At 57.8% G+C, this 12523-nt stretch carries 12 protein-coding genes; 5 read left to right on the top strand and 7 right to left on the bottom strand.

The window, feature by feature from the left end; genetic code table 11:
- Nucleotides 1–5 precede the first annotated feature (5 nt).
- From GY33_RS0110110 to thiC, 5 genes are all read left to right on the top strand, one after another.
- Entirely contained in the window at nucleotides 6–779 is a 774-nt protein-coding gene (locus GY33_RS0110110; RefSeq protein WP_031387224.1) for a thiazole synthase, read from the top strand.
- A 5-nt stretch (nucleotides 780–784) separates the two neighbouring features.
- Nucleotides 785–1897 carry a 2-iminoacetate synthase ThiH gene (gene thiH / locus GY33_RS0110105; protein ID WP_031387223.1) on the top strand — a complete coding sequence of 371 codons (1113 nt, stop codon included), beginning with the start codon at nucleotides 785–787 and terminating at the stop codon, nucleotides 1895–1897.
- 164 nt (nucleotides 1898–2061) lie between these two features.
- Nucleotides 2062–2709 carry a sulfur carrier protein ThiS adenylyltransferase ThiF gene (gene thiF, locus GY33_RS0110095; RefSeq protein WP_051822496.1) on the top strand — a complete coding sequence of 216 codons (648 nt, stop codon included), beginning with the start codon at nucleotides 2062–2064 and terminating at the stop codon, nucleotides 2707–2709.
- Nucleotides 2706–3350 (top strand): thiamine phosphate synthase, encoded by a 645-nt coding sequence (thiE, locus tag GY33_RS0110090; protein ID WP_031387221.1) that lies wholly within the window; start codon nucleotides 2706–2708, stop codon nucleotides 3348–3350. Before thiF ends, thiE begins: the two co-directional genes overlap by 4 nt.
- 5 nt (nucleotides 3351–3355) lie before the next feature.
- The gene (thiC, locus tag GY33_RS0110085; RefSeq protein ID WP_031387220.1) at nucleotides 3356–4660 is read left to right on the top strand and encodes a phosphomethylpyrimidine synthase ThiC; all 1305 of its coding nucleotides are present in this window, start codon (nucleotides 3356–3358) and stop codon (nucleotides 4658–4660) included.
- 65 nt (nucleotides 4661–4725) lie between these two features.
- Here thiC and GY33_RS0110080 read toward each other — a convergent pair whose 3' ends face one another.
- The 7 genes from GY33_RS0110080 to GY33_RS0110055 all read right to left on the bottom strand — a co-directional run bounded on the left by GY33_RS0110080 (nucleotide 4726) and on the right by GY33_RS0110055 (nucleotide 12041).
- Nucleotides 4726–5340, bottom strand: coding sequence for a DUF4276 family protein (locus tag GY33_RS0110080; RefSeq protein ID WP_031387219.1), 615 nt, complete (start codon nucleotides 5338–5340; stop codon nucleotides 4726–4728).
- Nucleotides 5337–6560: an AAA family ATPase gene (locus tag GY33_RS0110075; RefSeq protein ID WP_035271834.1), complete on the bottom strand. Its 1224-nt coding sequence runs from the start codon at nucleotides 6558–6560 to the stop codon at nucleotides 5337–5339. The genes GY33_RS0110080 and GY33_RS0110075 overlap by 4 nt, the downstream gene beginning before the upstream one ends.
- Nucleotides 6561–6585: 25 nt before the next feature.
- Entirely contained in the window at nucleotides 6586–7707 is a 1122-nt protein-coding gene (gene mcrC / locus GY33_RS0110070) for a 5-methylcytosine-specific restriction endonuclease system specificity protein McrC (RefSeq protein ID WP_268746642.1), read from the bottom strand.
- 2 nt (nucleotides 7708–7709) lie between these two features.
- Entirely contained in the window at nucleotides 7710–10286 is a 2577-nt protein-coding gene (locus GY33_RS21550) for an McrB family protein (protein WP_035271832.1), read from the bottom strand.
- Nucleotides 10287–10416: 130 nt separating this feature from the next.
- Nucleotides 10417–10575: a hypothetical protein gene (locus tag GY33_RS21545; protein WP_200874861.1), complete on the bottom strand. Its 159-nt coding sequence runs from the start codon at nucleotides 10573–10575 to the stop codon at nucleotides 10417–10419.
- Nucleotides 10572–10736, bottom strand: a complete 165-nt coding sequence (locus GY33_RS21540; RefSeq protein ID WP_200874860.1) for a hypothetical protein — start codon at nucleotides 10734–10736, stop codon at nucleotides 10572–10574. The genes GY33_RS21545 and GY33_RS21540 overlap by 4 nt, the downstream gene beginning before the upstream one ends.
- 171 nt (nucleotides 10737–10907) lie before the next feature.
- A complete protein-coding gene (locus GY33_RS0110055) occupies nucleotides 10908–12041 on the bottom strand; it encodes a Fic family protein (RefSeq protein WP_031387215.1) in 1134 nt (377 codons plus the stop codon).
- Nucleotides 12042–12523 lie beyond the last annotated feature (482 nt).

The following is a 12523-nucleotide window of genomic DNA, read 5'->3' as shown; positions in this document are numbered from 1 at the left end:
GGGACATGATGGACGACCTGTTCGAGATCGGCGGGGAGCGCCTGGGCAGCCGTTTGCTCACTGGAACGGGCAAGTACGGCGACGACGCGGTTATTCCTGATGTCTGCGTGGCCTCCGGGTCCGAGGTGATCACCGTGGCCTTGCGGCGGGTGGATTTCCAGGCCGCAACCGGCAACGTCATGGACCACATCCCCAAACACATGCGCCTGCTGCCCAACACCTCCGGCGCGCGCACCGCGGACGAGGCCGTGCGCATCGCCCGGCTGGCCAGGGCCATGGGATGTGGGAACTGGATCAAGATCGAGGTCATCGCGGACAACAACCACCTGCTCCCGGACGGATACGCCACGGTGCGGGCCACGGAAGTCCTGGCCGCCGAAGGGTTCGTCGTCCTGCCCTACGTCAACGCGGACCTGTATGTGGCCCGTGACCTGGCTTCCGCCGGAGCCGCGGCGGTGATGCCCCTGGGCGCACCCATCGGTACTAATCGCGGCCTGCAAACCAGGGAGATGATCCGTATCCTGATTGAGGAGATCGACCTGCCGATTATCGTGGACGCCGGGCTGGGCCGGCCTTCCCATGCTTGCGAGGCCATGGAGATGGGCGCGGACGCGGTGCTGGTGAACACGGCCATTGCCACGGCCGCCGATCCCGTGAGCATGGCCAGAGCCTTTGGTGAAGCCGTGCGGGCCGGGCGGCGCGGGTTCCTGGCCGGGGCCGGACTACAGCGCCTGAAGGCCGAGGCTTCCTCGCCATTGACCGGCTTTCTGGAAGGATAATGCCCATGAGTTTTGCCGAAGTCATGGGCACCTATGCCGGCCTGGACATGCCCAAGGCCATCCATGGCTACCAGCGCCAGGACGTACTCCGAGCCCTGGACAAGGACCGCCTCGGCCCGGATGACCTGTTGACCCTGCTCTCGCCTGCCGCCGGGACCATGCTGGAAGAACTGGCCCGCAAGGCCGCGGCCGTGACCCTGCGGCATTTCGGCCGGGCGGTTCAGCTGTTCACCCCGCTCTATGTTTCGGATTTCTGCACCAACCGCTGCGTGTATTGCGGCTTCAACGCGGAACAGAAAAACAAGCGCCGTCAGCTTACCCTGGAGGAGGTCCGGGTTGAGGCCGAGCACATAGCAATCACCGGATTGCGCCAGATCCTGTTGCTCACCGGCGATGCCCGGGCCAAGGCCCCGCCGGAGTATCTGGAGCAGGTTCTGGCCGTGCTTCGCGGATTTTTCCCCAGCCTGCTCCTGGAGGTCTACGCCCTGACCCAGGAGGAATACGCCCGGATGATCACCGCCGGGGCCGAGGGGCTGACGATTTATCAGGAAACCTACGATCCAGAACAATATGCCCGGATGCATCCCAGCGGCCCCAAACGGGACTACGCCTTCCGCCTGGACGCACCGGAGCGGGCCTGCCGGGCAGGCATGCGCTGGGTGGGGATCGGCGCGCTCTACGGCCTAGGCAATTGGCGTACCGACGCCTTCTGGGCCGCCCTGCACGCCCGCTGGCTGCAGGATCGCTATCCCGGCGCGGAAATCGGCCTGTCCCTGCCCCGGATGCGCCCTCATGCCGCGGGCTGGCAGCCTGAGCATCCGGTTTCGGACCGGGATCTGACCCAGATCCTCCTGGCCCAGCGCCTGTTCCTGCCCCGGGCAGCCATCACCCTGTCCACCCGGGAAGCCCCCGGGCTGCGGGAAAACCTCCTGCCCCTGGGCGTAACCCGGCTCTCCGCCGGGGTCTCCACGTCCGTGGGCGGCCACGGGGCGGATCAGGCAGGAACCCCGCAGTTCGAGGTGGCCGACGACCGCGGCGTTGGCGAGATCGCGGCCATGCTCCGGTCCAAGGGCTATCAGCCGGTGTTCAAGGACTGGCAGCCGTTGGCCGTTCGTTGAAAAACTCCCATTTGCTGCGTCGCTGCAAAAAGGCCAAAGTCTCACGTATGATCAAATACGCTTCAACCTTGCCTTTTTTTTACTCCTTGTACTTGGGTTTTTTGAACGAACTGCCCGAAACGTTTGTTTTAAACCCCCAACGCCCAGCTTGATATAATTTCCTCATGAATATCATTGAACAAGGCATCGCCCATCACATCGGCCCGGAGGCCCTGGCCCGCCTGCAACGGGTGCGCGTCGGCCTGGCCGGGGCCGGTGGTCTGGGCTCCAACTGCGCCCACGCCCTGGTCCGTTCCGGGTTCAAGCGCTTCGTGCTCGTGGATTTCGACCGGGTGGAACCCTCCAACCTGAACCGGCAGTTCTTCTTCCCGGACCAGGTCGGCCTGCCCAAGGTCGTAGCCCTGGCCGCCAACCTGCTGTGCATCAACCCGGATCTGGAGTTGGAACTGCTGGAGTCGCGGATCATGGAAGACAACGTTCAGGGCCTGTTTGCCGGTTGCGATGCCGTGCTGGAATGCGTGGATGACCCGTCCGTGAAAAAGCTGCTGGCCGAGGCCATGCTCCCCACCTCGGCCTTGTTCGTGGCCGCCTCGGGCATTGCCGGATGCGGGAACGCCGACCGGATTCGCACCAGACGCCTCCGGGCCAACTTCTTCCTCGTGGGCGACGAGCAAACCGCCGCCTGTTCGGATACTCCCCCGCTGGCCCCCCTGGTCGCCGTGGCCGCGGCCAAGCAGGCCGACGTGGTGCTGCATCATTTTTTGCATCTTCAACACCCTCTCCATCCACATCATCAAGGAAGCGTCTCATGAACAATCCCTTGCACAACATCGACCTGTACTGCCTGACCAGCGAGGAGCACTCCCTGGGTCGGTCCAACCTGGAGGTGGTCCGGGCCATGTTGGACGCCGGAATCAAGCTCATTCAGTACCGGGAGAAGGACAAGCTCGGACGGGTCAAGCTGGAGGAATGCGCGGCCATCCGGGAGCTGACCCGCGAGGCCGGAGCCCTGTTTCTGGTCAACGACGACGTAGCCGTGGCCCAGGCCATGGACGCGGACGGCGTACACGTGGGCCAGGACGACCTGCCTGTCCCGGTGGTCCGCCGCCTGCTCGGACCGGGCAAGATCATCGGCCTGTCCACCCACTCCCCGGACCAGGCCCGGGCCGCTGTGGCGGCCGGGGCGGACTACATCGGCGTGGGGCCGATCTTCGCCACCAAGACCAAGAAGGACGTCTGCGCGCCGGTGGGCCTGGAATATCTGGAATGGGTCACGGCCAATCTGTCCATTCCCTTCGTGGTCATCGGCGGGATCAAGGAGCACAACATCGGGGAAGTGATTCACAGAGGTGCGTCCTGCGTGGCCATGATCACGGAAATCGTCGCCAAGCCGGACATCGCCGGGCAGATCCGGGCCCTGCGCAACGCCATGAACAATAATATAAAGGAATGACGATCATGAACTGGACAACCCAGATGGATGCGGCCCGCAGGGGCATTATCACGGACCAGATGCGCACCGTGGCGGCCAAGGAAAATCTGCCCGTGGAAACCCTAGTGGAGCGCATGGCCGCGGGCGAGGTGATCATTCCGGCCAACAAGAACCACGCCCACCTGGACCCCGAGGGGGTCGGACGGGGATTGCGCACCAAGATCAACGTCAACCTGGGCATTTCCAAGGACGCCTGCGACATGGACCTGGAAATGGAAAAGGTCCGCCACGCCCTGCGCCTGGGGGCCGAGGCGATCATGGACCTGAGCTGCTTCGGCAAGACAAGGGAATTCCGCCAGGCCCTGATCGCCGAGTCCCGGGCCATGATCGGCACGGTGCCCATCTACGACGCCGTGGGGTTCTACGACAAGAACCTGTCCGACATCACCGCTGACGAGTTCTTCGACGTAGTCCAGACCCATGTGGACGACGGCGTGGATTTTCTGACCATCCACTGCGGTCTGAACCGGCTGACCGCGGAGCGGATCGAGAAAACCGACCGCCTGACCTCCCTGGTCTCCCGGGGCGGCTCCCTGCTCTACGCCTGGATGAAGGAGAACGACGCCGAGAACCCGTTCTACGAGCATTACGACCGGCTCCTGGACATCTGCGTAAAGCACGACGTGACCCTGAGCCTGGGCGACGGCTGCCGCCCGGGCTCCCTGCACGACGCCACGGACGCGGTCCAGGTTCAGGAAATGATCGTCCTGGGCGAACTGACCAAACGGGCCTGGGAGCGCGACGTCCAGGTGATGATCGAAGGCCCCGGACACATGGCCCTGAACGAGATCGCCGCGAACATGGTCCTGGAGAAGCGGCTCTGCCACGGCGCGCCCTTCTACGTGCTCGGCCCCCTGGTCACGGACGTGGCCCCGGGCTACGACCACATCACCAGCGCCATCGGCGGAGCCGTGGCCGCGGCCGCTGGCGCGGACTTCCTCTGCTACGTCACCCCGGCGGAACACCTGCGCCTGCCCACCTTGGAGGATATGAAGGAAGGGATCATGGCCGCCCGCATCGCGGCCCACGCCGCGGACATCGCCAAGGGCATCCCCGGAGCACGCAACTGGGACGACAAAATGTCCAAGGCCCGCGCCGACCTGGACTGGGAAGGCATGTTCACCCTGGCCCTGGACCCGGAAAAAGCCCGGGCCTACCGCGCCTCCTCCCGCCCGCACCACGAGGACTCCTGCACCATGTGCGGCAAGATGTGCGCGGTCAGGACCATGAAGCGGATCAAGGAGGGGAAGGATATTCGGCTGGATGATTGAGGGGGGAGCGAGGGGAGTGAGTGAGGAGATAGCTTGAAATGGCCCCACAAGGACGCGCCAACCTTTCAGGCCAGCATCGCCTCGATACCCGCGACGAACTGCCCAAAGCTCCTAGACCTGTTCCGGTCGATCCGCATGTTCGGAGCGATGCGCCGGGCCGCATCGATCTTTGGGTAAGAGTTTCTGTAGATGCCGTGCTTCTTCAGAAAGCGGTGCAGAGCTTCCCAGGTTCCGCCGTTGTCCGGATTGCGGAAGATACCGCTCGTCGGCGTGATCCTGGGCAGTCTTGTGAACGCCCCTCGCAACGCCTCTGGATCGCCTATGAACCAGGATTCCAGTTCTTCGATCACGATCCGGTTCACCACGAAAAAACGGCCACGCTCATCCGGTCGGGATTTGGAGGGCAGGCCCGCCTGTGCTGATGCTTGCTCCAGTCTGTCCTTCAGCAGGACACAATCGTCATCATCACGATCAAGCAGCACCACGACACGCAAGTTCTCGCCCTTGTCGATACGCGTCCGGTAAGCTCGCAATCGGTCCTCAAGCACCTTGAGCAGTTTGTACTTGCTTCCGAGGTTGATCACCTTGGCACGGGCACGGCCACGCAACATTCCGGGGAGTAAGTGCCGCAGAGCCTCCTCGGCGGAAGCTTCTTCAACGATCAACTCGAGCTGGATCATGGCTCATCGTCCAGACCCATAAGGCTTTGGGGATTCAGGGGATCGCCGACGTCGAAATGCCCCTCCATCCAAAGTTCACCCAGGTTGGCTCCCTGGTCCAGAAATTCTTGAACGCCGGGCATGTCGCTGGCCCGCCGTGCCCGCGTGTATCCATCCGCGGTCCGGTACAACACACGAACCTCTTTCGGCTGAAGAGGATTGATAAAAAAGGGCGAATGGGTCGTGACGATGAGCTGGGTGTGGTCGGAGGCTAGTCGGCACTCTTCCGCCAACTCGGGCAACAGCCGGGGATGCAGGTAGTTTTCCGGTTCCTCGATACCCACGAGTCGGGGAGGCTCCGGGTCGTAGAGCAGGGTCAGGTAGGCCAGCAGCTTGAGGGTGCCGTCGGAGGCGAAACGAGACAAGACCGGCGTTGAAAATGGCGCGTCCTTGACCAGCAACAGCAGACGACTGTCCTGAAGCACCTCTGCCTGCACCTTTTCGATCCGCGGGATGCGGCGGCGCAAGGTCTCGAAAATCCGCTCCAGTCGCTCCGGATGCTGTTCGCGCAGGTACTGGACGACATTGGGCAGATTGTCGCCGGTGGGCGAAAGCCGCTCCTCGGCGCCCGCTTCGGGATTGCCCCGGACAGCGTCAGCGGACAGATAGGAAAGATGCCAGCCGGTGATGAAATTTCGCAAGGCAATGACCCGCGGATTCTCCGCCAGCGTACCCAGAGTGCTGACCGCCAGCACCTCCGGCCCGGACAGCGGCTTGTCCACACGGATGTCGCTCGGCTCGGGTTGTTCGCCGGTGATCACCTTGCCCTTGCCGTAACGGTAGTCCAGAAAAAGGAAAGGGGCGGCCGGATGGCCCCGCTTCCAGCGCAAAAACTCCCGCTTCACCACGGGCCCCTTGGCCTGTTCCTCAATTTCCAAATGGTAGGTAATCAGGTAGGCATCCGGCTGTTCACGATACTTGACCTCGATGACGATCGGCCCGCCCTGATCTCTGCTGCGCAACTCGCGAAAACGGCCCCGACGATCCCAAGCCTTGCGCAGACCATCGGAGAAACATTCGGAGAGAAACGCGAAAACATCGAACACCGTGGACTTGCCGCTGCCATTAGGCCCCAACAGCACGGTCAGCGGCGTCAGTTGATCAAGAGTCAGCTCTCTCAACGCACGGTAGTTGCGCACGGAGAGGCTCTCGATGCGGGGCGGATTCGGATTGTTGGTCATAGGTTTTCTCCGTTTGACACTCTCTTCAGATGGCAAAATCAAGAACCTGCAAAAGCTGCCCTCGGATCTCCTTTGCCGAGGCCGCGAGATCGACAGTGGCAAATCGAATCTCATGGTTCTGGATCATCACGGCTTCGTTAACCATATCGCCCACAGAAGGATGCAGAAGTAGCCCCGATGCCTTCTCAGCGAGCAGATCGCCACGGCCTTCCTGTGACCTCAAATATGCATATATCTGGTATACATACCCGCTGCGTAGAGATTCTTCTCGATACCAGCCCCGAGTGACAACGGAGTTGAACTTGGTGTCGATAACAATACGACGTTCCGTACCAGAGTGATCAAGTATGATGTCGGTCCGCATGGAGGGTAGGATTCTGTCTATACCTGGACTTTTACTCTCAATCTGCCAATCAATCACCTTGCCGGAGCCGACACGCCACCCTTTTCCTGAAAGCACAACATCATAGAATCCAGCGACACCTTTCTCGTAAAGTTTGCGAACCCAGCTTATTTCACGATCCGGCAACGGCAATTGCCTAGAACCCTCGGCTTCCGTTGGTAAGGCAAGGTTAAAAGCCAAATAGGCTGCGGCAACCATTGGTTGGTCATCTACATCGTGCCTGCCAAAGCGGGCGATGAAAACTTCGCCACGACCAGGCTGTTCCCCGGTTACCCCCATCTGCCTTAAACTTGCGGCCAACGCCTTGCATCGGCGGGCCAGTCCATTACGGCGGACTACTTTGGAGATATTCTCAAGGGCCGAACGTACAAAGCGGTTTCGAGCAGTATCAATGGTCAATTCATCGAACCGGCAAGCCACTTTTCCCCGGTCAAGCAAACGACGCCTTTCGGTATTCAGCAGATTGATACGTCCGCGTACCCGGTTCAGTTCAGCTTCCCGCGACTGGTAGCCATAGCTCAAATTGCGTTGGATGCGGCGTTCAACCTGACGGCAGAGTATTTCCGCCACCAGATCGGGAATATCATCTGGATTGTCCTCTACAGCGACCTTGGCATTCTCAATATCTCGAAATAGTTCCGATGCGTAGAGCATAAGCAGCCAAAGGTTGCGTACCGGGATGCGGCCGATCCGACCTCCATCATCCTTTGAACATGATGCATGTTCGGGTGTCCCCAAAGTCACGGTTAAAAACCTTCGAGTAGACGTTCCCTGGCTTGCTGGGACTTTTCAAGCGCATCAAACCAGTACTCGTCGAGCAGTGGACCGATTTCCGTATCAACGACTTGGCGGAACCATTCTCGGGGATTATTGATAGGTATGCCGAACGGAGGCGTAACATAACTGTGTCCCAAACGGAACTGCGGTCCGAGGCCGGTATCCGCGGAAATTACGTTGTTCAGGGCAGTGAGGCGCTGTTCAATCTCAGCAAGGATGTCAACGTCAATACCGCACTGGGACAGAACCCAGTCTTTCCAGGGCTTGCCCAGTGAGGGTTCCAGGTCAATGAAGGCAAAACGACGCCGTAGTGCCAGATCGACCAGTGCAAGGGAACGGTCGGCAATATTCATCGTACCGATGACGTACAAGTTGTCTGGGATAAATACTCGTTCGCCATCCGACTGCTTATAGGAAAGCTCCAGGGCTTCGTTCGGCGTTCTCTTGTCCGCCTCAAGCAGCGTCAGCATTTCCCCAAAAATCTGTGCGGGGTTCCCTCGGTTGATCTCTTCGATGACGACGACGTGTCGTGATGTGGGCTCTTTCGAGGCTGACTTCATCATCTCCAGAAACGGGCCGTCCACAAGAGTAAGTTTTCCGTCGCCGATCGGTCGCCAGCCGCGAATAAAGTCTTCGTAAGAGAGGTTTGGGTGAAATTGGACAGCTCGGACTTTGCTGTCGTCGCGTTGCCCGATCAAAGCAAAAGCCAATCGCTTTGCCAGCCACGTTTTTCCAGTTCCCGGCGGCCCCTGGAGTATCAGGTTTTTCTTGGTTCGTAGGCGTTCAAGAATTTTTTCGATTTTTTCTCGCGAGATGAAGCAACCATCCGAGAGAATGTCGTCTATCGAATACGGAACTATTGGCCGTGATTCATCCATCGGTGATGATGATGTTGATGCAAAAAAATCTGTAAAAGTACTATACTTCTCCAACTCCGATTGAGGCTGATTTAAAAATTCCAGACCTTTCTCGGAAATTTGAACAAAACCTCTTTTGGGAAAAACAACAAGTCCTGCTTTCTTAAGGTAAGACTTTGCCCAACCTGCTCGATTATCGAACAACGGCTGGCCAGTAGAATCAAGGGTAATGACGTCATACTTCTCCAGTCCCATCAGGGACTTGAGTTCCCGAAAGACATCTTTGGCAAGATGTTCCTTGCCATCAATCAGGAGCCTCAAAAGGGGGATCATTAACTGATCGAATTTTGGGAACAAATCTTTCAAATCGGCATCTGCTTCGTCTAGCTCAATGTCTTCCTCAAACATTTCAGCATCCTGCCCATCAGTGTCTGTCGCCTTTGGATGGAAGGACTTTCCGCTGTCTTTATAGAGCCATGCCGCTAGAGAGAGCTCAGGAAAAGAGTGGACGGGGTAAGCGTCCTCTTGAAAGCGTGCCTCAAGGGTATCCAGCAGTTCGAGATAATCACGCGCACTACAGCGGCCTTTTGGGCCGTTTTTTCCGATTTGGATATTGAGTTTTTTGCGGATGTAATCCTGTGATTGACCGTCAAGCGTAGGGAAGCTCCATGGGCGGATCCAGTAAAGCCCCATGGTCAGATTCCACCCTACTCCCCAGCGTTTTGAGGCGTTGTCGAACGCCGCGGTAAATGCTGATCGTGTTTCGGCATCATTCGTATCCGAGAAGGCAATCGCTTGGGCAAATATCTCCCATAGAGCGTCTATGTCGTCTGGTTGGCGTTGATAGCTGTAAGCAAAAAACCATGACCTTTGATTATTTACAACGGGAATCCCCTCAAAGGAATCGGGAACCGGTACCGATACGCCAAGAAGGCTCGCCAGCTCATTCGCCAAAGCTTTGCGATTGGCATCTGTAATCCCCCTGTTGAAAATGCCCATGACGGTAAATGGGCATATATCTTTCAGTGGTCCGCCGGGAACACCTTTCTCGTACTGATCATTCAGGATGGACATGCAGTCATGTCTTTCGGCAATGGCGTGGATGCTGGAAACCAATTCACTGCGTCGATTCCTGAAGGAAAGGATCTGGTCAGCCATCGCCTCATAAAAACGAGTCCAGTTGAAGCGACGCTTATCGGCGGTTGTGTCGCCAAAACGCTCACGCCAATAGGGAGCATTGCGAAACCGATTGATGTCTTGAGGCTTTTCCTCAAACGCAAAGCCAATCAGCGCGTCCGTGGTCCAATCACCCGGCAAGACACGCCAAACCGTGCTTCTGTTGGTATAGAAATACCATTCACGCGGAGGATCATATGGTTTCCAATCAACCTTCAATGTCCGTCCGTCGCCAAAATTCTCCTTGACCGTGCCAATGGCCTTGATTGCCATGACGGAAACGGTTTGGCTGCGGTTATCAAAAGGCAGATCGTGTTTTCGTGTATAGGACGATTTGATCGCAATACGATCTCCAGCCTGGATGGACTTGACCGTGTCGAGATATTTGTCCTGATACCCATTCTCCCAAATGCCTTCCCGCAGGAAACGGGGTGTTTGATCACCGGTTCCACCGTATGTAGCCCCGACAAACCAGCAGGCTCGGGCTCCGGCTCCTTCAGGTTTAGAATTCATGATCTGCTCTCCCTGGACACTTGTTCACAGAATCCGATCTCTTTGTCAGTCAAAAAAAACGATACAAAATTGAAACATTGACTCATTCACAACGGCACGTCCCAGGCCAAACGAGTTCAAGGAATCAGGGTCAGGTCTTGTATTTCAGCATTTTGACAACGCGAGGCCGCGTCGGTTCGCTTGCCAGCAGGCAAGTCGCGGCGGACAGGACGGCGAGGGCGGCGCACTCTGCACCCGCCTGATTGTCCTCGGCATCCAGCCGCTCCAGGATCTCCAGCGTCCGGTTCACATTCCCGTCGCCGCCAAGGCCCGAAAATGGTTTTCCGTATCCCAGGCCGCCAGCGCATACGCGCCCGACTCCTCAACCAGCTTGTTGGTGCTCAACTGTTCGTTGAAAAACCCCCAATTGCCGCGTCGTCCCGCATCTACTTGGGATAACAAATCTTTCAAGCGTCAGAGTGTTCCCTACCCAAGTAGGTGCGGGATTGCTCCTTGCACTTGAGGGTTTTTGAACGGACTGCTGGATAAAGAGCTGAGCATGGGGCAGGCGCGAAAGCGCCGGTCAAAGCTGGGATCATCTTTTGCTTAGCAAAAGTCTTAGTTAAAGGAAAGGCGTTTTCTTTAACTTAAGAAAAGGCTAAGGTAACGATCAAAGGCATAAACCCGGCCCCGTTGCTGCCCGGTGGTTTCCACAAGAATTCCCTTATTTCTCAAAGACTTGATCAATGCGTTGGCCGTGGGGGTGGACACCTTCAGTTCCCGTTCCAGGTCGCTCGCATCGATCACCGGCTTGCGATACAGCAGGTTGAGCGTTTGGTGAGCGGTTGCCGCCCGTTTGCCCATCCCCATGACGGATTGTTCGACTTCGCTGCGCAGGGCCAGGATCTGCCGGAATACCTCCCGCCCCTTAGCGGCTGTTTGCGCAACGCCGTTGAGAAAGAAGCGCACCCAGTGGATCAGGTCGTTGCCAACACGAACCCGCATCAGGGCGTCATAGTAGCTGGCCCTGTTGCGCTCGAAAAAGTCTGAAAGATATAAAGAAGGTTTGGCCAACAGGCCGTGGCTGATCAGGTAGAGCGGGATGAACAGGCGGCCTATTCTTCCGTTGCCGTCCAGAAACGGGTGAATGGTCTCGAACTGGTAGTGGCTGATGGCGGCGCGAATGAGATGGGGGACGATGATCTCCTCGTTGTGCCAGAATTTCTCCAAGTCACTCATCAACTCGGGCACGTTATCCCGGTGCGGTGGAATAAAAGTGGCATCGTTCAGACTCGAACCACCGATCCAGTTCTGACTGGTTCGAAATTCTCCAGGCAACTTGTGCTCGCCACGTGCGCTGCGCATCAGGATCGCGTGTGTTCGCTTCAGCAGCCGGTTGGACAGCGGTAGATTCTGCAACTCGATAATCGCGGTGTTGACCGCTTCGATGTAATTACGCACCTCGCGCCAATCATCACGTTTTTCCGGGCTGATCTGCTCTTCCTCCATCAGTGCTTCGCCGATGCCGGTCTGAGTTCCCTCGATCTTGCTGGATGTCTGCGCCTCCTTGACCACGTGCATCTGAATGAACAGATCGATATCCGGTACGATCAGTGAAAAGGCGTTCAGCTCGCCCAGGGCCCGGGTGGCCTGCTCCAACAAGGTGTTGATGGCGGGGTCTTCCCATGTCCAGGGGTGATTGACGGGAACCGGCTCAAAGCTCTGGTACTGGTAGCGCTTAGCCCACCGTCCGGCTTTGAATGTTTCGAATTTCATGGATTCCCTCCCAAAACAAACCTCACTGTTTCCCGGCGCAGCCTTTCACAAGTCAGTATGAAGCTCAAGATCGAATCCAAGGGGCGGAGCAAGCGGTTCGGATCGGGTTCAGGTCTTGTATTTATACTGCTTGAGGTTGAATATTTAAATTTGATGGCGTTCCAAGAGGGCCATCGCTGTTTTTGGGCTCGCGTTGCATCATTTTATGCCGCCCTTTCAGGGCTATTATTGTTGGGGGGCGTTTTACCCAGGGCGTTGCCCTGGGCTACGGTAGTTCGCCCTTTCAGGGCTTGTCTGAAGCCCCAACGGGGCGACATATTATAGCCCAGGGCAACGCCCTGGGTAGATGAAGTTAAAACAAAAATAGCCCCGTAAGGGCGGCATAAAGGCGTCATCAGAAAATTTTTTTATTGTTTCACCCTAAACCAGTATAATCAGCTTTCATCCATTCCGTTGTCCAATAATTCCTTTTCATCCGCATC

The sequence above is a fragment of the Desulfonatronum thiodismutans genome (genome assembly GCF_000717475.1).
Taxonomy (GTDB): domain Bacteria; phylum Desulfobacterota; class Desulfovibrionia; order Desulfovibrionales; family Desulfonatronaceae; genus Desulfonatronum; species Desulfonatronum thiodismutans.
Note: the sequence above shows the minus strand (reverse complement) of the source record. Positions and strands in the feature narration are given on the sequence as shown.

Bases quoted from the DNA above. Each gene is read 5' to 3' on its own strand.
- GY33_RS0110110 (WP_031387224.1), top strand. From the start codon at position 6: ATGATGGACGACCTGTTCGAGATCGGCGGGGAGCGCCTGGGCAGCCGT.
- thiH (WP_031387223.1), top strand. From the start codon at position 785: ATGAGTTTTGCCGAAGTCATGGGCACCTATGCCGGCCTGGACATGCCC.
- thiF (WP_051822496.1), top strand. From the start codon at position 2,062: ATGAATATCATTGAACAAGGCATCGCCCATCACATCGGCCCGGAGGCC.
- thiE (WP_031387221.1), top strand. From the start codon at position 2,706: ATGAACAATCCCTTGCACAACATCGACCTGTACTGCCTGACCAGCGAG.
- thiC (WP_031387220.1), top strand. From the start codon at position 3,356: ATGAACTGGACAACCCAGATGGATGCGGCCCGCAGGGGCATTATCACG.
- GY33_RS0110080 (WP_031387219.1), bottom strand. From the start codon at position 5,340: ATGATCCAGCTCGAGTTGATCGTTGAAGAAGCTTCCGCCGAGGAGGCT.
- GY33_RS0110075 (WP_035271834.1), bottom strand. From the start codon at position 6,560: ATGACCAACAATCCGAATCCGCCCCGCATCGAGAGCCTCTCCGTGCGC.
- GY33_RS21550 (WP_035271832.1), bottom strand. From the start codon at position 10,286: ATGAATTCTAAACCTGAAGGAGCCGGAGCCCGAGCCTGCTGGTTTGTC.
- GY33_RS0110055 (WP_031387215.1), bottom strand. From the start codon at position 12,041: ATGAAATTCGAAACATTCAAAGCCGGACGGTGGGCTAAGCGCTACCAG.